The following is a 19730-nucleotide window of genomic DNA, read 5'->3' on the forward strand; positions in this document are numbered from 1 at the left end:
TGTTAGTACTGCCGGGCCTTAGCCAGGTGTTCATTGAGTTTTTTTGCCGCTGCATTTGTGCGTTCACTGGTGGACACTTGCGCCACCCCCACCCGCCACCACGACAGGTAGCCGTGGACCATAGTCTTGGGCAGCACCTTGATATCGATCAGCGTGGAGACGGTTTGCACGCGGGCGTCGGCCAGCGCCGCTTCCAGCTGCTCCAGCGTGCTGACCTTGTAGGTCTTGCAGCCATAAGCCGCCGCACTCATGGCGAAGTCCACCGGTACAAGGCCACCGTCGAGCTTGCCGCTCTCGGGGTTGCGGTAGCGAAACTCGGTGCCGAAGCTGTCCATGCCATTGCCGATTTGCAGGTTGTTGATGCAACCGAACGCCATGTTGTCCAACAGCACCACGTTGATCTTGCGTCGCTCCTGAATCGAGGTGGCCAGCTCCGAGTGCAGCATCATGTAGGAGCCATCGCCAACCAGGGCGTACACCTCCTTGCCTGGCTCGGCCAGCTTCACGCCCAGGGCGGCGTTGATCTCGTAGCCCATGCATGAATAGCCATACTCGACGTGGTAGGTGTTGACGCCCTTGCTGCGCCAGGCGCGCTGCAAATCGCCGGGCAGGCTGCCAGCAGCGGCGACGATGATTGCGTCATCGGCCAGGCGTGCATTGAGCACGCCAAGCACGGCGCTTTGGGTCAGGCACGAACCGGTCAGCTCGATGAATTCGCGCAGGACGGCACGGTCCAGGTGGTCGTCGACTTCGGGGACGAACTCATCACCCAGGTATTGCACCTGATGCACGCGGTCGACTTCGGCATCGAGTTGCGCCTTGGCGTCGGCGATCTGCTCGCCCCAGCCCGAACGGTAATCGCCCAGGGCTGTGGCCAGTGCTTCAAGGGCCACTTTTGCATCGGCCAGCACTTGCACGCCGTCCAGCTTCAAGGCATCGGCTGGGCTGATATTGAGGTTGAGAAACTTCACCTGCGGGTGCTTGAACAGCGATTTGGACGAGGTGGTGAAGTCGGTATAACGGGTGCCGATGCCAATGATCAAATCGGCCTCGGGCGCCAGTAAGTTGGCCGCCAGGCAACCGGTTTCGCCAATGCCGCCGACGTTCAGTGGATGGCTGGACACCACGGCGCTCTTGCCCGCCTGGGTTTCGGCGAAGGGAATATCGAAACGCTCGGCAAAGGCTTGCAACGCTGCGTTGGCGCCAGAGTATTTGACCCCGCCGCCGCAGATGATCAGCGGCTTGCGCTTGCCGCCAAACGCCGCCAGCGCGTCGCCGATCATGGCGCTGGTAGCCGGGCGTCGGTCGATGCGGTGCACGCGTTTTTGCAGGAAGTAATCGGGGTAGTCCCAGGCTTCGGCTTGTACATCCTGGGGCAAGGCCAGGGTTACCGCGCCGGTTTCGGCCGGGTCGGTCAGCACGCGCATGGCGTGGATCGCCGCGGTCATCAGTTGCTCGGGGCGGTTGATGCGGTCCCAGTACTTGCTCACGGAACGAAAGGCGTCGTTGGTGCTGATGCTCAGGTCGTGGAACTGCTCGATCTGCTGCAACACCGGGTCGGGCTGACGGCTGGCATACACATCGCCGGGCAGCAACAGCAATGGGATGCGGTTGGCGGTGGCGGTGGCTGCGGCGGTGAGCATATTGGCCGCACCCGGCCCGACCGAGGCCGTGCACGCATAAATCTTGCGGCGCAGGTGCTGCTTGGCAAACCCGATGGCGGCATGGGCCATGCCTTGCTCATTGCGGCCCTGATGCACCACCAGGTCACCGCTGTCCTGCTCCAGGGCCTGGCCGAGGCCCAACACATTGCCATGCCCGAAAATGGTAAACACCCCGGCGACAAACTTGCTCTGTACGCCGTCGACTTCGATGTATTGGTTGTCCAGGAACTTCACCAAGGCCTGGGCCATGGTCAATCTTGTTGTGGTCATCACTTGCACCTTGTATGAATGCAATTGGAATGTTCTACACCGATCCACTGTGGGAGCTGGCTTGCCTGCGATAGCGGTCTATCAGTTGCACAGGTATTGCCTGACACACCGCTATCGCAGGCAAGCCAGCTCCCACATTTTGATCGCGTTATGGCAGGGGCTTTTGCAAATACGCAATGCTGCTGCCCAACGCCTGCTGGATATCCGCCAACCCATGCACGCTTTCGGCAAACGGCTCGAACGACAAGTAGCCGCTGTAACCGGTGCTCAGCAACGTGTCGATCTGCGCCGCATTACCGAGGATATCGTCCTCGCCCACCAACACGCGGTGGCCGTCGCGGATCGAGTCCAGCGGCGCCTCGCGGTCTTCCACCCCGGAGATATGCACCAGGCCGGTCAGTTCCGGGAAGAACTCATGCTCGCCGGCCAGGTGATGGTGAAAGGTGTCGTGCACCACCCGGAACACATCCAGGCCACCGATGGCCTTGATGGCATCCACTGCCACGCGCTTGCGGCGCAGGGCGGATACGGTGAAGCCCAGGGGCTCAATGAAACCGAGAATCCCGTACTCGCGCAGGATCAACGCCAGTTCGCTCAACGCCGTGCGCAAACCGGCGGCGCGCTGCGCATCGTTGCGCGTATCGCCAGGCTGATTGAACGGGCACATCACCAAGCCTTCGGCGCCGCACTCACGGGCGTAGGTGGCCAGTTCGATTGCCTGGGCACGACGTTCGTCGTTCCACACATCAAAGGGGTACAGCGCGTTGATCGACAGCACCTTGATGCCCTGCGCTGCGCACAACTCGCGCACGCGGCTGGCAGGTGTGCCGTATTCGATTTCACGGTTCTTGAGGTCATTGCGGATCTCAATGGCCTCGCAGTTGAGGGCCGCCGCCAACTGGATGAAATCCGGCAAGGACAGGTTGGGGGCGACCATGCGGTTAAGGGCAAAACGTAGCGGCGACTTCATTATTGTTGTTCTCCGTCCAACACCGGTTATAGGTCCAGCAGCCAGCTGTGCTGCGGGTCGTTATGGAAATGCCAGGCACGCTTGGGGCCGGCCATCACGTTCAGGTAATAAGACTCGTAGCCGTACGGCACGCTGACCGGGTGATAGCCCTTGGGCACCACCACCAGGTCACTGTTTTCCACGGCCATGGCCTGATCAATACTGCGGTCGTCCGTGTACACGCGCTGGAATACAAAGCCCTGGGGCGGGTTGACCTGGTGGTAGTAGGTCTCTTCCAGAAAGCTCTGGTGCGGCAGGTCGTCGGTGTCGTGCTTGTGCGGCGGGTAGCTGGAGGAATGCCCCGACGGCGTGCGCACTTCCACCACCAGCAGCGAATGGGCCGGCTCGCTGTCGGGCAGGATGTCGCACACGTAGCGGGTATTGGCGCCTTTGCCGCGCACACTGCGTTTGCACTGTTCCGGGCGGATCAGGCGCGGAGCGAAACCCTCGGCGCCCGGCGCGGCGCAGACAGCGATCTGCACATCGCTCAAGGCGCTGATCTGCGCATCGGTACCGGGCGGCAGGTAGGCGGCGAACGGTGATTTGTCGTCGAACACCGACTGGCGATCACCCAGGTTCTGCCAACTGAAACCCTGGCCTTCGATCGTCACCCGACCGCTGAGCAACACCAGGCACAGCTCCTGATCACCGGCGCTGACCGGCAGGGTTTCGCCCAGGCTCAGGCGGTAGGCGGCAAAGCCCACGTACTCCAGGCGCCCGGCTTCCAACGCCACCATGGTTTGCCCGCGTTTGCTGCTTTTGACCAACAAGCTCATCACTCAAGTCCTCTGGTTGAGAAGCGCACGCAGGGTGTCGTAACCCTTCTTCGCGTAGATATAGCTGGGCGCCACGGCCGGGTCCTGCTCGGCTTCCACCACCAGCCAGCCCTTGTAGCTCGCCGCGAGCAACACATCCAACAACGGTGCGAAGTCGATATCACCATCGCCGGGCACGGTAAAAGTGCCGTTGACGATGCAGTCCGGGAAGCTCCACATCTGGTTGCGCGCCAGTTGCACCACGGGTTTGCGTACGTCCTTGAAATGCACATGGCAGACGCGGTCGATATGCTTGCGCAGCACGTCGATGGGTTCACCGCCGCCCATGTAGCAGTGGCCTGAATCGAACAGCAAGCCGACTTCCGGGCCCGTGCGTTTCATCAACTGGTCGATGTCGTCGGGGGATTCGACGTACGCGCCCATATGGTGGTGGTAGGCCAGGCGCACGCCCTGGGACAAGGTGAAGCGCGCCAGTTCGGTGAGTTTGTCGGCGTAAGCCTGCCAGGCCTGCTCACTGTGAAAACGCGGACGCTCGATCAGGCGGATGCGCGAGCCCTGGATCGAGTCGGCCACTTCGCCGTATACCAGCACCGAGGCGCCGTTGTGTTTGAGCAGTTCGACATGGCCGGCAATGGCCTCGATTTCTTCAGCCACCGAACGGCGGGCCAGGCGGCTGGAGTACCAACCGGACACCAGCGCCAGGTCATAGGGGCGCAACACGTCAGCGACGCCCTGGGCATCCTTGGGGAACTTGCCGTTGAGCTCAAAACCTTCGTAGCCGATGTCCTTGCCTTCGCTCAGGGCCGTGCTCAGCGGGGTTTCACCGCCGAGGGCCGGGAGGTCGTCGTTGCTCCAGGAGATCGGGTTGATGCCAATTCGGATTGCGGGCATGGCTGCACCTTTATTATTCAAGTCGCTTCTCAACTGTAGGAGCGAGCTTGCTCGCGAAAAACGCAAGGGCAGCGCGTTTCGCCAGAATGCCCGAGTAATCGTTAACGATCTTCGCGAGCAAGCTCGCTCCTACAGGTATCGGTCATGCATCAGGTTCGGGCGCTGAGCCAGGCGTTGATGAGTTGTTCGAAGGTCTGCTGAACCTGCTGGATCAGCGTTTCATCATCAATCTCCCCCGCCATCCACGCCCGGCTCGGCTCGTGGAAGATCGTGCGGCCAACGGCAAACCCACGGCAGGTGCTGCTCTGGCTGGCCTGCTTGAAGCCATCGGCCAGAAACTCAGGCGAAGCATTCAGGCCCAGCAACACCACGCCACGGCAGTAGGGGTCGCGTTCCTGGATCAGTTCGTCGAGCTTTTTCCAGCCTGCGGCCGACTGGGTTTCGATCTTCCACCAGGCCGGGTAAATGCCCAGGTTGTAGAGGCGCTTGAGGCTGCGGTAGAGCACGTCCGGATAAGTGGACGGGTGATCCTTGGGCGGGATGACTTCCAGCAGCAGTTCGTGGCCACTGACCAGCGACGCCTCGTACACCGCCTTGAGTTGCGCTTCCTGTTCCAGGCGCAGCATCGGCTCGTCATCGGGGTGAAATTGCACCAGGCACTTGATGATCTGTTCCTGAGGCCAGGCAATCAGGTTGCTACCGATCGAGCGCCCGTGCTCGAACGCCAGGGGCCGCGAGTTCTGCACTTCCACCGGGCGAGCGATCCACCAGCCGCGACCGCTGGCGGCGTTGAGTGCATCCTGGCCAAAGCGTTGGTCGGCGAGCAGGCCCACATCCGCCTCGACGCCCTGCTCGCTGAGTTTGCGCTCCACGCGTTCGATGGCCTGGATAAACAGCTGCTTGATGTCGCTGATACGCTCAGGGGCCTGGCCGCCTTTTTGCGCCAGCTCCACCAATTGCCAACGGTGGTCGAAAGCAAACACGAACAGCTGCTTCCACGCCTTGCGCGGCACCGTGACACGGTGCAGGCGTTGCAGGGTCACGTCCTGGTCCGGCCGCGTGATGGGCACCGGGCTGTTGAACAGGTAATCGAGCTCGGCGGGTGTCGGCATCGCTGGCGCACAGGCGTGACGCGACACCACCAGGCCGCCGCAGGCGTTGGCCAACTGGCTGCAACGTTCATCGCTGGCGTCATTAATCCAGCCGCTGAGAAAGCCCGACATAAAGGCATCGCCGGCGCCCAGCACGTTGAGCACTTCAACGCGCACACCGGGGTAGATCGCTCCGTCTTCCAGGCGCGCGGGAATCGCGCCGTGGATCACCGTGCAGCCCTGGGGACCGAGCTTGACCACCAGGGTGGCCGGGGTCAGTTCACGTACGGTGCGCAGGGCTGTGAGCAGGTCTTCACTGCCGCCTGCAATCAGGAATTCTTCTTCGGTGCCGACGATCAGGTCGAAACGCGGCAGGATCTTCTGCACGTGCTGGCTGACATTCTGGTCGGCGACGAAACGGGTTTCGCCATCGGCCCTGCCCGCCAGGCCCCACAATACGGGGCGATAGTCGATGTCGAGCACGCGCTTGACGTTGTGCTTGGCCGCGTAATCCAGAGCCTGGAGGCTGGCCTTGTACACGCCGTCGGTGGAGAAATGCGTGCCGGTGATCAACAGCGCCTTGCTGGAGGCAATGAAGCTTTCGCTGATGTCTTCGGCGCGCAGAGCCATGTCGGCGCAGTTTTCGCGGTAGAACACCAGAGGGAAGGTTTCACGGTCTTTGAGGCCCAGCAGCACCAGGGCGGTGAGACGCTCCGGGTCGACCTTGATGCCGCTGACATCGCAGCCTTCGCGGGCCAGGGATTCCACCAGGAAACGGCCCATGTGGTCATCGCCCACCCGGCTCAGCATCGCCGACTTGAGCCCAAGCCTGGCCGTGCCGAAAGCGATATTGGCGGAGGAACCGCCCAGATACTTGGCGAAGCTGGACACATCCTCAAGCCGCGCACCGACTTGCTGCGCATAGAGGTCGACGCCCAGGCGCCCGAGGCAAATCAGATCCAATTGACGCCCACTGGCAAAACGAGTCTGGCCCATGCTGGCTCCTGTTATTTTTATCAGCCTGCGTTGTGCCGCCGTGGCGACGGCAAACGCTCTTGGTGGGAGCAGACTAGAACGTCCGGAGGCAGCAATCAATATTTATTCCATAATTATTTTATGTGGAATATTTTTTCCAATACTCCAGGATAGAGGCACGCCAGCGCCCATGCATCGTTTCAGCAGGCCACGCGGGCCGTGATGCCGGGGTATTTTTTTGCGCCTACCCTGTAGACTTGCGCCACCTATCAGCGCATCAGACGAACACGCCAGAAGGATTGCCCATGTCCCGCACCGATCCCGAGACCACCCTGGAAGAAACTGTCGCCAGCCCTCCGATCAATGCCGAACGCCTGTTGCAGCTGATCACCGACGAATACGAGAGCCTGCCGCGCCAGCTCAAACGCATCGCCAGTTACATGAGCCAGCAGAGCGACCGGATCATGGTCGACCGCATCAGCGACATCGCCCGGGAATGCGAAGTGCACCCCTCGGCCATCGTGCGGTTTTCCCAGCGTTTCGGCTTCAGTGGGTTCAGTGAGATGCAGGCGCTGTTTCGCGAGGCGTATACCCACAAGACCACGCCGGTGCAGAACTACCAGCAGCGCATCCGCAGCATGATCGCCAACAAGTCGCAGAAGGCCAGCGGCGGCGACCTGGCGCGCGAGTGCGTCAACGCTACCCTCTCGGGCATCGAACGCCTGGGGCTGGAGCTGGACGATGCGGCCTTCGAGAAAGCCGTGGACCTGGTGGTCAATGCCGACAACATCTACGTGGTCGGGGTGCGCCGCTCTTTTGCGGTAGCCGACTACCTGGTCTACAACCTGCAGCACACCAACAAGCGCATCCACTTGATCTCGGGGCTAGGCGGCAGTTATCGCGAGCAGATGCGCAGCGTGCGCGCCAATGACCTGGTGATCGCCATCAGCTTCACGCCCTACGGCAAAGAGACCCAGCACTGCCTGCGCATCGCGCAGCATCACCAGGCCAAGACCCTGATCATCACCGACAGCAACCTGTCGCCCCTGGCCAAGCGGGCGAACGCAGTGCTGTTGGTCAATGAAGGTTCTTCGTTTGCTTTCCGCTCGTTGAGCGCCACTCTGTGCCTGTGCCAGGCGTTGTTTATTGCGGTGGCGTATCGGTTGGAATTGAAGGTGGATGAGATTCACGAGCAGGTAGGATTCGACGACTGACAAGGCTTGCCCTATCTGCCTTCTATAGGAGCGAGCCAGGAGTGGGTTTAGTGCATGAAGATCGCGATCAGGATGATCACTGGAATCGGCACGCCGAGGAACCACAGCAGTAATGAGCGCATCATGTTCTCCTTGAATTAACGAACGTAGTTTTCGGTGTCGACGTACACCACGGCATCCCGGCGGCGACCGCCGAAGGTGGCGGCGAAGCTGGCGAAGAACGCACCGATGAGCAGGGCCACGAAGGTCCACAGCGAGGTGTAGGCTGCCACTTTCGCCGCAGTCTCAGCGGCTTGCTTGGCCTTGAGCTTGGCGTCTTCAACGGCTTTGCGCGCATCGCCATACACCTTGTCGATACGGGCTTCGGCATCGGCCTGGCTAAGGTTGGTGCGTTGGCTGATCAGTTGGGCCAGGTAGGCGCGGTCTTCCGCGGCCAGTTGGCCGTCGTTGCTCAACGTACGCGTCAGGATGCGTCCGACCACGGCATGCGCCGCATCATCGCTGACCGCCGCAGGGCGATCATCGCGGAACAGGCTGTCGACGTAATAACCGAAGTCGCCACTGTCGGCGCCCTTGGCCGCACTGCCGGCAGCTTGGGTAAGGCCGCTGGCGGCGCCCGATGCCACACTCGCGCCAGCTTTCACGCCGCCGCTGACCACACTGCTGACCGAGCCGACCACCAGCATCGCCGTGATCAAGGTGGCCACTGCCCACGCCAGGAAGCCATGGGCGGTATCGCGAAAGTACACCTCGTCGCCGTGCATATTGGCCCACTTCACCCGCAACCGACCGGCGATGTAACCGCCCAGGCCAGAAGCGACGATCTGGGTGAACGCCAGCCAGACAATCGTGGAAATGCCAAGGCCCTTGGCGCTGATACCGCTGTCCGCCCACGGCGACACCGCCGAGAAGCCCAGGCCGAAACCCAGCAACACCAGGATCAATGACAAGGCAGCCGCCGCAGCGGCCCCGGCAAAAATCGCCCCCCAGGAAACCCCGGAAAGCGTGCTTGACTCTTGCAGCGTGGATGAGGATGTGATCATTGTTGTTTTGCTCCAGGCACGAAAAATGATGTTACAAGTCTCAAAACGGACAGTGCAGGCAGCGTGCCAGCGGCGATTAAAATTAAATTCCTTTAATTTCAATGATTTATTTAAATTGAACTTAGCCAGATCATGCAGGTTGCAATAAACGGCGATATTAGGCGGGCGTAATGCACTCCCCTGTGGGAGCTGGCTTGCCTGCGATAGCGGCATGACCGCCAACGAATATGCCAGCAGGTAAGCCGCCATCGCAGGCAAGCCAGCTCCCACAGGGCGATGTCGGTTTGAAGAAGATGAAGTTTTATTTAGGAAACATTCAGCAACTTCTTGGCAAAATGTCGCCACTTCTAGTGTGAACGCTCACCAGGTAATCCTATGACCCGCATTTTGACCATCGAGGATGACGCCGTAACGGCCCGCGAGATTGTCGCCGAGCTGAGTAGCCATGGACTGGACGTAGATTGGGTGGACAACGGCCGCGAGGGCCTGGTCCGCGCTGTGAGTGGTGATTACGACCTGATCACCCTCGACCGCATGCTGCCCGAACTCGATGGCCTGGCCATCGTCACCACGTTGCGCACCATTGGGGTGTCTACGCCGATCCTGATGATCAGCGCCCTCTCCGATGTCGACGAGCGCGTGCGCGGCCTGCGTGCCGGCGGCGATGACTACCTGACCAAGCCGTTCGCCTCGGATGAAATGGCCGCCCGTGTCGAGGTGCTGCTGCGGCGTAAAAGCACGGTCCAGGAGTTCGAAACCGCCCTGCGCGTGGCCGACCTGGAACTGAACCTGATCAGCCGCGAAGCCAGCCGCGCCGACCAGCCGCTGACCCTGCTGCCCACCGAATACAAATTGCTTGAATTCCTGATGCGCAACACCGGGCAGATCCTGTCGCGGATGATGATTTTCGAGGAAGTCTGGGGCTATCACTTCGACCCCGGCACCAACCTGATCGACGTGCACATTGGCCGTCTACGCAAGAAAATCGACCCACCGGGCCTCACGCCGCTGATCCGCACGGTACGAGGCTCGGGTTATGTCATTGCTGAACCCCTCTAAAGGCTGGCGCTCTTCCAGCAGCCGCTTGCTGGCGCTGTACAGTTCGTTGTTCGTGGCCTGGAGCTGCATCCTCATGGGGGTGCTGTACTACGAGGTGTCGGGCTACCTCAGCGACTTGTCGCGCCATTCCCTGCTGCAGCGCCAGCACCTGTTCCAGCGCTTTGACGGCGAAGAATTGGTGGAGGCGCTTACCACCAGCATGACCTTCGACATGAAGGGCGTGGACGCCTATGGCCTGTTCGATGAGCAATTTCGCCCCTTGAGCGGGCCGATCCACGCCGTACCACCCGACCTGCCGCTGGACGGCAAGATCCACGCCCTCACCAATTGCGTGCAATCCGATGACCCCAAACTGCCCAAGGACAGCTGCGACGCCGTGGCCACCCACACCGAAGACGGCCGCTGGCTGGTGTTGGTGCGCGCCAACGGCTCGTTGTTCGGGGTCACACGGATTATCTGGCATGCCCTGCTGTGGGCGCTGTCCTTGACCATTATCCCCGGCGCTGCCGGCTGGCACCTGCTGCGCCGTCGCCCGTTGCGGCGCATTCGCGGGATCCAGGCCAGCGCCGAGGCCATTGTCGCCGGCGACCTCACGCACCGCCTGCCGCTGTCCAACCGGCGCGACGAACTGGACATGCTCGCCGCCATCGTCAACGCGATGCTCGACCGCATCGAAAAGCTGATGAACGAGGTCAAGGGCGTGTGCGACAACATCGCCCACGACCTGCGCACCCCGCTCACCCGCTTGCGCGCCCAGCTTTATCGCATTAAGCAACAAGCCGAGGAAGACTCGGCCCACGCGGTAAAACTCGATGACGCCATCGCCGAAACCGACACGCTGATGGCGCGCTTTCGCGGGCTGCTGCGCATCTCGGAACTGGAGGACCACCAGCGCCGCTCGGGCTTCCTGGTGCTGGACCCGCTGCCGTTGCTGCGCGAGTTGCATGACTTCTATCTGCCCCTGGCCGAAGAAGGCGAACTGGAGCTGGTGTTGCAGGCGCCTGACTCACTGCCGTGGATTACCGGTGACCGTGCGCTGTTGTTTGAAGCCCTGGCCAACCTGCTGAGTAATTCGATCAAGTTCACCCCACCCAAGGGCAAGGTGATTCTGCGGGCAGTCAACGACCTGGGCAGTACGCGCATCGAAGTGCTCGACTCCGGGCCGGGCATTCCGGCTGCCGAGCGCGCGTCGGTGTTCCAGCGTTTCTATCGGGTCGATGAGAGCGATCAGCAAGGCGGGTTTGGTTTGGGACTGTCGATTGTGGCGGCGATCATCAATTTGCATGGCTTCAAGTTGGAGGTCGGCACCAGTGAGCTGGGCGGCGCCCGGTTGGTGCTCGAATGCCGCCAGCAACTGATGCCGGAATAGAACCCTGACGCAATGTAGGAGCGAGCTTGCTCGCGAAAAACTCACAGGCGCCGCGTTTATTCAGGAAGCGCGCGTTATCGTTGGCGTTTTTCGCGAGCAAGCTCGCTCCTACGTTGGTGATAAGTATCAAGGCATCTGGCGCTATAACACGCTGCCCATGGCCTTGATCAACACCGGGTCACGCGCATAAATATCCGGCGCGTACACCAGCTCGCCCTGGCGATCCACTTCTACCGTCCAATACCCCAACAGCACCGGTACCGGTGTGGCCAGCCTGAACTCATGGGTTTCGCCGGTCGCCAGCAGTTCATCGGTGCGGGTGCGTTCGGCCGGCGTTACCAGCAGGTCGCGCAATAACAACGGTTGCTCGACCCGTACGCATCCCGAACTGAACGCCCGCGGGCCCTTGGTGAACAAGGGTTGGCTGGGGGTGTCGTGCAGGTACACCGAATACGGGTTGGGAAAGCGCATCACAATCTTGCCCAACGGGTTACGCGGGCCGGCCTGCTGGCGCAACAGGATATTGCCGGGGCGCGCCCAGTCGACTTGGTCGGCGGCCAATGGGTGACCTTCGGCGTCGAGCACTTGCAGGTTTTGCTGGCGCAGGTATTCAGGGTTGAGGCGGATGGCGGGCAGTTTGTCCTCGCGCATGATGGTCGGCGGGATGGTCCAGGTGGGGTTGAGGGTCAGCCGGGTGATGCGCGACTTGAGCAACGGCGTCTGGCGTTCGGCACGGCCCACTTGCAGACGGGTTTGCCACACCGGGATGCCGCTCTGGTACACGCTCAGTTGCGCGGCGGCCACATTGACCACGACGCCTTCAGGCTCCAGGTCCTGGGCCAGCCAGCGGAAGCGCTCCAGGTTGATGCGCAGCTGCTCACGACGCACCGCCGGGCTGATATTGAGTTCGGCCACGGTGCCGGCGCCGACCACGCCGTCGGCCTGCAACGAGTGGCTGAGCTGGAAGGCTTTCACCGCCTTGACCAGTTCGCCCTGGTACTGCTTGCCGTTGCCGCTGGGCAACTGGGCCAGGTAGCCACCGCTGTGCAGGCGCCGCGCCAACTCCGGCACGCGGGGGTCGTTCATCCCCGGGCGCAACAGCGCGCCCTCAGCGACCGGGTCCCACTGGGGCAGCGGTTGCGGGCGCACGCCGGCATAGGCATTGCGCAGGCTGCGGTACAAATCGGCGCTCGGCCGCGCCTGATCGAAGGCTTGGGCCATGTCTTGCAAGCCGGTGGCAGCGAACGCCAGTACCTGGGCATTAGGATCGCCATTGGGCGGCTGCGAATGCCATAGCGGCTCAAAGCGCGATTGCTGCAGGCGTCCGTAATGCAAATCCTGCAGGGCTTGCAGGTACTGCTGGCTGTGGGCGATATCGCTGCACAGCACGTTGGCCGTGGCATCCGCCGTGGGCAAGCTATAGTGGGTGGGGTCCAGGCCATCGTCGGCAAGCATCAGCAACTGGCTGTGCAAGGCTTGCCGGCGCTCGTCAGCCGCCCATAGCGGGGCATCACCCTGCTGCTGGTAAAAAGCTTGCAGGCGCACCAACGCCGCAGCATCGATGCGCGGGGCAAGTTGCGGGCAGACACTGGTCAACTGCGCCAATGCCTGTTGCAGCGGCGCCAGCGCGACCGGTGCAGGGGTGGTGACGGGCAATGGTTCCAGCGGCAGCGTTTGGGCTGTAGCGACCAATGGTGCAACGAGCAGGCAAATGCTCAAGTAACATGCGTGTTTTTTGAACAATTGACTTAGCTCCACTCCACAGCGGGGACTCGACTGTAGATGCTGACTTTTATACGCCTGCTCAGGCTAACCAGCCTGGGCTTGATCACCGGGGGCCTGGCTTTATTGAGCAATGTTGCGCTCGCCGCCAATGGCACCTCTCCTTCCCTGTATAGCAGCCTGGCGCGCTCGGCTCCAGAACTCAATCCCACCGTCCTCAAAAGCGCCCTGAGCGCCGTGCAGTGCGCGGTCAATAACGGCGAGGAACGTTCCGATCGCCTAGCGGTTATTGACTACTCCCAGCCCTCGACCGCCCGTCGCCTGTGGATCTTCGACCTGCGCAAAAAGACCCTCGTTTTGCGCGACCTGGTGGCCCACGGCGCCAAGTCCGGGGAAAACTTCGCCACCCAGTTTTCCAACCTTGAAGGCAGCCATCAGTCGAGCCTGGGGTTGTTCCGCACCCAGGAAAGCTACCTGGGTGCCCATGGCTACTCGCTGCGCATGGACGGTTTGGAACCCGGTTTCAATGACCAGGCCCGCGACCGCGCCATCGTGATTCATGCTGCCGACTACGTCAGCCCGTTGTGGAGCAAGCGCGACGGCCGTATCGGCCGCAGCCAAGGTTGCCCGGCCGTGCGTCCGCAAGTTGCCCGCCAAGTGGTGGACAAGCTCAAGGACGGGCAGTTCATGTTTTCGTGGTACCCCGACCAGCGCTGGCTGAAGTCATCGACCTACCTCAATTGCAAACCCCAACAGGTGGCGAGTAGTCGTACAATCCGTGGCGGATAGCCTGTCCCCATAGATAAAAGAGAGCGTCGCATGCTTCTACACACCTCCACCTGGATCGAAATCGGGCAGTTCCTGGAACGCAGCCGCACGGTGGTGATTCCCATCGGCTCCAACGAGCAACATGGCCCCACCGGCCTCTTGGGCACTGACTGGATGTGCCCGGAAATCATCGCTCATGAGGCACAGAAGCACGCCGACATCCTCGTCGGCCCGACCTTCAATATCGGCATGGCCCAGCACCACCTGGGCTTTCCCGGCACCATCTCCCTGCGCCCTTCCACCTTTATCGCCGCGATTGGCGACTGGGTGCGCTCGCTGGCCGGGCATGGTTTCGAAAAGATCCTGTTCCTCAACGGCCACGGCGGCAACATCGCGACGATTGAAGCGGCGTTCTCCGAGCTGTACGCCGAAGCCAGCTTCGCCGGCCGCCCGGCCGGGTTCGCGCTGAAACTGGTGAACTGGTGGGACCTGGAAGGCGTCACTGACCTGGCCCAGCGTCAATTCCCGGTCGGGCATGGCAGCCACGCCACGCCGTCGGAAATTGCCGTGACGCAGTGGGCGTATCCGGACGCGCTCAAGTCTGCCGAGTACTCACCGCAAATCGCCAACACCGGCCCGATCCGCGAAGCCCTGGACTTCCGTGCGCGCTTCCCTGACGGCCGCATGGGCTCGGACCCGGCGTTGGCCACCGTGGAGAAAGGTGGTGAGTTGGTGGCGTTGGCGGCGCAGGGGCTGGTCAAGACTGTCGACAGCTTCAGCAACGAAGCCAAACCCTGATCCAAATGGCCGCCAATACCCTGTAGGAGCGAGCTTGCTCGCGAAAGACGTCAACGATAACGCGCGGTTACTGAATAAACGCGGCGCCTGTGAGTTTTTCGCGAGCAAGCTCGCTCCTACAGGGTGTCAGAGGTTGCCCCCGCCCACATTTGGGTTTGCGTTGTGCCGGGGTTTATTTGCAATCCTGCGCGGCCTGTTCCAGCCGCGATGGCTTGATCGCCGAAGCCAGTGGCTTGCGCTCATACAGGAACACCTTGGTGCCGTCCTGGGACTTGTAGGCCTCCAGCACATCATCGGCGGCAATCTTGCTGGTCAACAGCACCTTGGCGTGACGCGAGTTCTGGGTGACGGTCGAGGTGATGCCGTGCTTTTCCAGCTTGGGCAATACGCATTGCACATAGCCGTCGGGGGTCTTGTTGGTGTGCAGGGTCAGCGAGGGGGCATTGGGCGCCGTGATACAGCCGGTCAGCAACAACGAAGCACAAGCCAGGGCCGGGGCGAAGAAAGAGCGCATAAACATTCCTGAAAATAACCAAATAGGGTTCACAACCATTCGTGGGTCAACCTGCGCGAACCAGGGCCTTGAGCGACGCATCGAACTGCTTCAGGGCATCTTGCTGTACATCGCGTTGTTGCTCGATCAGTGCAGCAATCTCCGGGGCCGCCTTGTCGTGTACCCACACTGACGGCACGTGCTTGTCCACCGAGCCTTCGGCCTTGGCGATAAACTGCAGGTTCGCATCATAGAAGCGTGCGACAAAGCGTGCTTCGACCTGGTCATTACGCTGGGTGAGCAATTGGTTATGGGTATCGAGCACCACCACCACATCCGGGTGCGCCTGCACCAGGGCATCCAGGCTGCTATAGACCGTCACCGAGAAAAAAGTGCCCTGCAACGAGTGCATCAACCAGTCGATCGCCAGTTCCGGGTCGGAGCTGTTGACGAACGCCTCGCGAATCCGCCCATCCAGCGCATCCTTGGCGCCGTTCAGCGCCATGGCGTGGTAGCGTTCAAGGTAGCTGAGGTTGTCGCGGGTGTTTTCACTGAACAATACCCCCACCGACTGGGCACGCTGCAGGGAGTCTACGCTACCCACCAGTGGCAGCAAATGGCCTGTACGCACTTCATCGGCCATCGCCGGGGTGGTCATGACCGCGGTGCCCAGCATCAGGGCCATCAAAGCCAACTGGATAATCGTCCTCATCGCGCATTTTCCTTGGGCTGCGTCTCGATGTGCAGATTCTGCGCGTTTGGCGAAAAAACAGAACTTGTGATCCTTGATGGTGACTATCATTTGAACCGATAGTGTCAGGCCGCCCATAAAATCTATAAGGACCCCGCCATGAAGCCCTACCAGAAAATCTTCGATCGTATCCGCGAGGCAGTACTGCCAGAGTTTCGCGAGCGAGTCGCCGACTACCTGGTCGAGTACGAAGCCGTGTTGCTGGACTCACACGCCGACGCCGCAAAAGGCAGCGCCAGCGCCGAGCAACTGCGCGGCTACTTGCGCGGCTTGAACACCATGCGCGTGCTGGGCATGGCCGACTGGGAAGACCTCGACCGGCGTGTTGCCCAACAGGCAGAGTTAGAGCGCGGGCCGTCGCAGCTCGACCCACTCGCGCACTGATGGCCGCTGCCACTGGCGCTGCGCGTAGGCCACCAGTTGCGCGGGTACGGCGTCACCGTTGAGGATCAGGCGATTGAGCATCACCGCCAGGTCCACATCGGCAATTGACCACTGGCCGCACAGGTACTCGCGGTTATCGGCCAGCAAGGCTTGCGCGCCGCTGAGCAACTTGGTCGCGGCGGCTTGAGCCTCTGCTGACAACGGCGGCCTCTTCTGCCCGCAGAACACCACCAGCGTCGAGCGCTCCTGGCGAATCGGCAGCAAGTCGCTGCGCAGCCACGCCTGAACCTGTCGCGCCCTCGCCCGCTGCTGCACATCCGCCGGGTACACGCGGGTCTCGGGGTAGGCCTGGTCCAGGTACTCGGTGATGGCCGAAGACTCCGACAGCGCAAAATCACCGTCGATCAGGGTCGGCACTCGCTGGGTCAGGGAGCGCTGGGCGTAATCTGCCGCCTGGTTCTGCCCGGCATCGAGGTCCAGGGCGACGGTCTCGAACGCCAGGCCTTTTTCGCGCAAGGCGACAAACACCGACATGGCATAGGGGCTGGTAAACAGCGAATCAACGTAGAGGTGCAGCGGGCCTTGGCTCATGGGCAATCTCCTGGGGTGAGCCATCACGCTACGAGATCCGGGCCGATAAAGACAATGCAGGGTTTTTATGGGGGCATTCCTGGCGGGAATAGCGCGGGTCGTGGCAATATTATGGCTACCGCTGATTTTCAAGGAAGGAACAGCACATGAAACAAGCAGTTGTGGTTATCCACGGCATCGGCGAGCAGCGCCCAATGGACACCTTGCGCGGCTTTGTCGAAGCGATGATCCCCACGGACACCCCCGAGGGCAAACCTCTGTACTGGAGCAAGCCGGATCGGCTGTCGCGCAACTTCGACCTGCGCGTACTGAAGTCCTCGGGCCGCACCTCGACGGATTTCTATGAGTACTACTGGGCCCACAAGATGCAGGGCACCAAGCTCGGCCATTTGCTGGGCTGGCTGTGGGACATCTTCAAGCGCCCGCGTCGCGACATTCCCGACGCCATCGTTCCGATCTGGCGCAGCACGCGCTGGACGGTGCTGGTATTACTGCTATTGATTGCCAGCGGCGCACTGGCCGCAGCCTGGGGTCAGTTGCCCGTCAACGACAACCCCTTCGCGCTGATCCCCCTGCTGCTCGCGGCCATGGGACTGGGGCTGCGCTATTCGGCGCTGGCGTACCTGGGAGACGCCGCGCGCTACTTAAGCCCCAACCCGCAGAACGTAATGGTGCGCGAGCAGATCCGTGCTGATGGTGTAGACCTGCTGCGCGCCCTGCACAATCAGGGCGACTACGAGCGCATCATCGTCGTGGGCCACAGCTTGGGCAGCGTGATTGCCTATGACATCGTCGGCTACCTCTGGCATGAATACCACGACCAACTGACCCAACTGATCCCCAGTAACCGTGAACTGGCAGCCCGTTATGCCAACCGCGAAACGCTGCAACCGGTGGTCAAGGAGGCCCTGCCCGCCGCCGGCGCCTTGCTGGACGGCAGCCTGGGCAGCCTGTTGAATTTTCGTCAGCAACAGGCCGAAGCTTTTGCCGAACAGCGCGGCCTGGGCAACCCCTGGCGCATCACCGACCTGGTCACGGTCGGCAGCCCGATGGCCCACGCCAGCCTGTTGCTGGGCCGCAGCGTCAGTGACTTCCAGCAGCGCATGGAACGCCGAGAGGCCCCGGCCTGCCCGCCTACCGAAGACACCCAAGGCTACGGCTACAACGCCCGCCAACCGCTGATGCTCGGCCAAAAGCCCTTCACCCCGCACTACCTGCACCACGCCGCGGCCTTTGCCGTCACGCGCTGGACCAACCTGTACTTCCCTGCCCCCTTCGGCGTATTCGGCGACATCGTCGGCGGCCCGGTCAAGCCGGTGATGGGCAGCGGCGTGCTGGACTTGCCGGTGACCGTGGGCAATGGCAAAGGCTGGCTGGCCAGATCCTGGCTCAGCCACACCCATTACTGGAGCGAACGCGGCGGTACACAGGGTTACCTCAGCGCACTGGGCAAGGATGAACAGGCGATCACCCAAGGCCCGCGCCCTTCAGCCACTGAAGCGTTGCGCTGGGCGATTGACCTTAAAGGGGTGCGGCGGTTTCGCCGTACGAAGGTAGAGCAGCGGGCGGCGGCGGCAGAAGCCTGAGAGTCCCCTATCAGTCCTCTTGCACTGATAGGAGAACCGTCAACAACGCCCCCACCCCTAAACTTAAAGCGAGTAAAGCTACGCCCTGCGTGCCAAGAGGAATGAGCAATGACGCCAACGTTCCGAACAGCAGGGCTACCAGCTGTTGTAAAAAACTGAACAGCATCATTGACTCCATTCCAGGGTATTTTTTTACTGCAAGAGACGCGACACAGGGATACATCATTGCCTGGGCATACCAGGCTGCAAAATATGCCAGCACCGTAAATTGGCGATCCAAATATCCAAAAGTTGTAAATAGAAATACTGACGTCGCTACAACCAACACACTACTACCTGTGATTGAAAGTGCATAAACACTCATAAAATTCAATGCATACCTTACAGTCAACGCCCCCGAAAAATAGGCAAGCCCTAGCCATACCCCGAGCATTCCGTATTGCACACTTCCCCACCCCAAAAGCACGTCAAAGACAAAGACGCCCACACCTTGATATACGACAAACACCCCATAGCTACATCCACCGACTATGACCGGCAAATAAAAGCTGGGCCGACTGATGATGGCTGCATACCCTGAACAGCTGACTCGACGCGTTCTATCCATGTCCAGAACCGACAAAATCCCTGCTGCCAGCAGCACTAGGACAAGGGTTATAACTGAGCCAAAAGCCATGATCACTGCCACTACTTCCCAGCGAAAAAAAGAAATTAAAAAGCCGCCTGCGAGTTGTCCTACCACCAAGGCAAAAACAAATGAATAGGATAAAAAAGACAACTGCTTCGCCAGGCGTGCTCCCGAGTAGATCTCGGTTAACAATGCGCGCCCAATTAAGGCTGCTCCACCACCACCAATGCCTTGGAGCAGCCTGGAAAGATAAAAACCATCATTATCATGGACCCATATAGATAAAATACTTCCGCTAAAGAAGACGCCACAAAACCCCAGCAGAACGACTGACCGGCCAAAAAATCGAATAAGTTGTACGGCAAAAACCAACGGAACTGCGGTACCGCCTAAATAGATTAGTAAGGCAGTGTAGCCTTCGGCATCACTCATACCGAAAGCATCAACAATATCAGGCGTGACGGGCAAATAAAGCGTCACGCCCAACTGAGCCATCATGGTAGTACTACAGGCTAAAGTCAGCACCCTTACATTCGACTGCACGTGCCCCCCACCAAACTTAGTTAACTTGGCAGCGATGTTTTAACACGCGAGAGCATTTTACAAGCAGACAAAGTATGGGATTAGCCCCAAAACTTTGTAGGCTAT

18 protein-coding genes are annotated in these 19730 nt (G+C 60.9%); 7 read left to right on the plus strand and 11 right to left on the minus strand.

The annotated features are described in order from the left end of the window. Window positions 1-2 precede the first annotated feature (2 nt). The 5 genes from iolD to HU731_RS03465 form a co-directional block, all read right to left on the minus strand. Entirely contained in the window at window positions 3-1934 is a 1932-nt protein-coding gene (gene iolD, locus HU731_RS03445) for a 3D-(3,5/4)-trihydroxycyclohexane-1,2-dione acylhydrolase (decyclizing) (RefSeq protein ID WP_186608328.1), read from the minus strand. Window positions 1935-2082: 148 nt separating this feature from the next. After that, window positions 2083-2904: a TIM barrel protein gene (locus HU731_RS03450; RefSeq protein WP_186608329.1), complete on the minus strand. Its 822-nt coding sequence runs from the start codon at window positions 2902-2904 to the stop codon at window positions 2083-2085. 26 nt (window positions 2905-2930) lie between these two features. After that, entirely contained in the window at window positions 2931-3719 is a 789-nt protein-coding gene (gene iolB / locus HU731_RS03455) for a 5-deoxy-glucuronate isomerase (RefSeq protein WP_186608330.1), read from the minus strand. Window positions 3720-3722: 3 nt separating this feature from the next. After that, on the minus strand, window positions 3723-4610 hold the full coding sequence (iolE, locus tag HU731_RS03460; protein ID WP_186608331.1) for a myo-inosose-2 dehydratase: 888 nt from the start codon (window positions 4608-4610) through the stop codon (window positions 3723-3725). A gap of 149 nt (window positions 4611-4759) precedes the next feature. Further along, window positions 4760-6697 carry a bifunctional 5-dehydro-2-deoxygluconokinase/5-dehydro-2-deoxyphosphogluconate aldolase gene (locus tag HU731_RS03465; protein ID WP_186608332.1) on the minus strand — a complete coding sequence of 646 codons (1938 nt, stop codon included), beginning with the start codon at window positions 6695-6697 and terminating at the stop codon, window positions 4760-4762. 284 nt (window positions 6698-6981) lie between these two features. Between HU731_RS03465 and HU731_RS03470 the strand changes: the two genes are divergently transcribed. Continuing rightward, window positions 6982-7890, plus strand: coding sequence for a MurR/RpiR family transcriptional regulator (locus tag HU731_RS03470; protein ID WP_005787722.1), 909 nt, complete (start codon window positions 6982-6984; stop codon window positions 7888-7890). A 137-nt stretch (window positions 7891-8027) separates the two neighbouring features. Here HU731_RS03470 and HU731_RS03475 read toward each other — a convergent pair whose 3' ends face one another. Beyond that, window positions 8028-8933 carry a hypothetical protein gene (locus HU731_RS03475; RefSeq protein ID WP_186608333.1) on the minus strand — a complete coding sequence of 302 codons (906 nt, stop codon included), beginning with the start codon at window positions 8931-8933 and terminating at the stop codon, window positions 8028-8030. Between the two features lie 375 nt (window positions 8934-9308). Here HU731_RS03475 and HU731_RS03480 point away from each other — a divergent pair, with 375 nt between their 5' ends. Both HU731_RS03480 and HU731_RS03485 read left to right on the plus strand, forming a co-directional pair. After that, a complete protein-coding gene (locus HU731_RS03480; protein ID WP_003191687.1) occupies window positions 9309-9992 on the plus strand; it encodes a response regulator transcription factor in 684 nt (227 codons plus the stop codon). Then, window positions 9970-11361 carry a sensor histidine kinase gene (locus HU731_RS03485; RefSeq protein ID WP_186608334.1) on the plus strand — a complete coding sequence of 464 codons (1392 nt, stop codon included), beginning with the start codon at window positions 9970-9972 and terminating at the stop codon, window positions 11359-11361. The genes HU731_RS03480 and HU731_RS03485 overlap by 23 nt, the downstream gene beginning before the upstream one ends. 141 nt (window positions 11362-11502) lie before the next feature. Here HU731_RS03485 and HU731_RS03490 read toward each other — a convergent pair whose 3' ends face one another. Further along, window positions 11503-13104 (minus strand): L,D-transpeptidase family protein, encoded by a 1602-nt coding sequence (locus HU731_RS03490; RefSeq protein ID WP_186608335.1) that lies wholly within the window; start codon window positions 13102-13104, stop codon window positions 11503-11505. A gap of 39 nt (window positions 13105-13143) precedes the next feature. Here HU731_RS03490 and HU731_RS03495 point away from each other — a divergent pair, with 39 nt between their 5' ends. Beyond that, window positions 13144-13872: a murein L,D-transpeptidase catalytic domain family protein gene (locus HU731_RS03495; RefSeq protein WP_186608336.1), complete on the plus strand. Its 729-nt coding sequence runs from the start codon at window positions 13144-13146 to the stop codon at window positions 13870-13872. A gap of 30 nt (window positions 13873-13902) precedes the next feature. After that, window positions 13903-14649: a creatininase family protein gene (locus HU731_RS03500; protein WP_186608337.1), complete on the plus strand. Its 747-nt coding sequence runs from the start codon at window positions 13903-13905 to the stop codon at window positions 14647-14649. Window positions 14650-14821: 172 nt separating this feature from the next. Here the strand turns inward: HU731_RS03500 and HU731_RS03505 are convergent, their stop codons facing one another. After that, window positions 14822-15163 carry a hypothetical protein gene (locus HU731_RS03505; RefSeq protein ID WP_186608338.1) on the minus strand — a complete coding sequence of 114 codons (342 nt, stop codon included), beginning with the start codon at window positions 15161-15163 and terminating at the stop codon, window positions 14822-14824. Between the two features lie 46 nt (window positions 15164-15209). Continuing rightward, window positions 15210-15854: an ATPase gene (locus HU731_RS03510; RefSeq protein ID WP_186608339.1), complete on the minus strand. Its 645-nt coding sequence runs from the start codon at window positions 15852-15854 to the stop codon at window positions 15210-15212. Between the two features lie 138 nt (window positions 15855-15992). On the opposite strand from HU731_RS03510, the gene HU731_RS03515 reads away from it, so the two are divergent. After that, the gene (locus HU731_RS03515; RefSeq protein WP_186608340.1) at window positions 15993-16277 is read left to right on the plus strand and encodes a hypothetical protein; all 285 of its coding nucleotides are present in this window, start codon (window positions 15993-15995) and stop codon (window positions 16275-16277) included. Here the strand turns inward: HU731_RS03515 and yfcF are convergent. Continuing rightward, window positions 16236-16868 (minus strand): glutathione transferase, encoded by a 633-nt coding sequence (yfcF, locus tag HU731_RS03520; protein ID WP_186608341.1) that lies wholly within the window; start codon window positions 16866-16868, stop codon window positions 16236-16238. The genes HU731_RS03515 and yfcF overlap by 42 nt on opposite strands. Before the next feature lie 146 nt (window positions 16869-17014). Between yfcF and HU731_RS03525 the strand changes: the two genes are divergently transcribed. Then, the gene (locus HU731_RS03525; protein WP_186608342.1) at window positions 17015-18454 is read left to right on the plus strand and encodes an alpha/beta hydrolase family protein; all 1440 of its coding nucleotides are present in this window, start codon (window positions 17015-17017) and stop codon (window positions 18452-18454) included. Between the two features lie 10 nt (window positions 18455-18464). On the opposite strand, the gene HU731_RS03530 is transcribed toward HU731_RS03525, so the two are convergent. After that, window positions 18465-19580 carry an MFS transporter gene (locus HU731_RS03530; protein WP_186608343.1) on the minus strand — a complete coding sequence of 372 codons (1116 nt, stop codon included), beginning with the start codon at window positions 19578-19580 and terminating at the stop codon, window positions 18465-18467. Window positions 19581-19730 lie beyond the last annotated feature (150 nt).

The organism is Pseudomonas salmasensis (genome assembly GCF_014268375.2).
Classification (GTDB): Bacteria; Pseudomonadota; Gammaproteobacteria; order Pseudomonadales; family Pseudomonadaceae; genus Aquipseudomonas; species Aquipseudomonas salmasensis.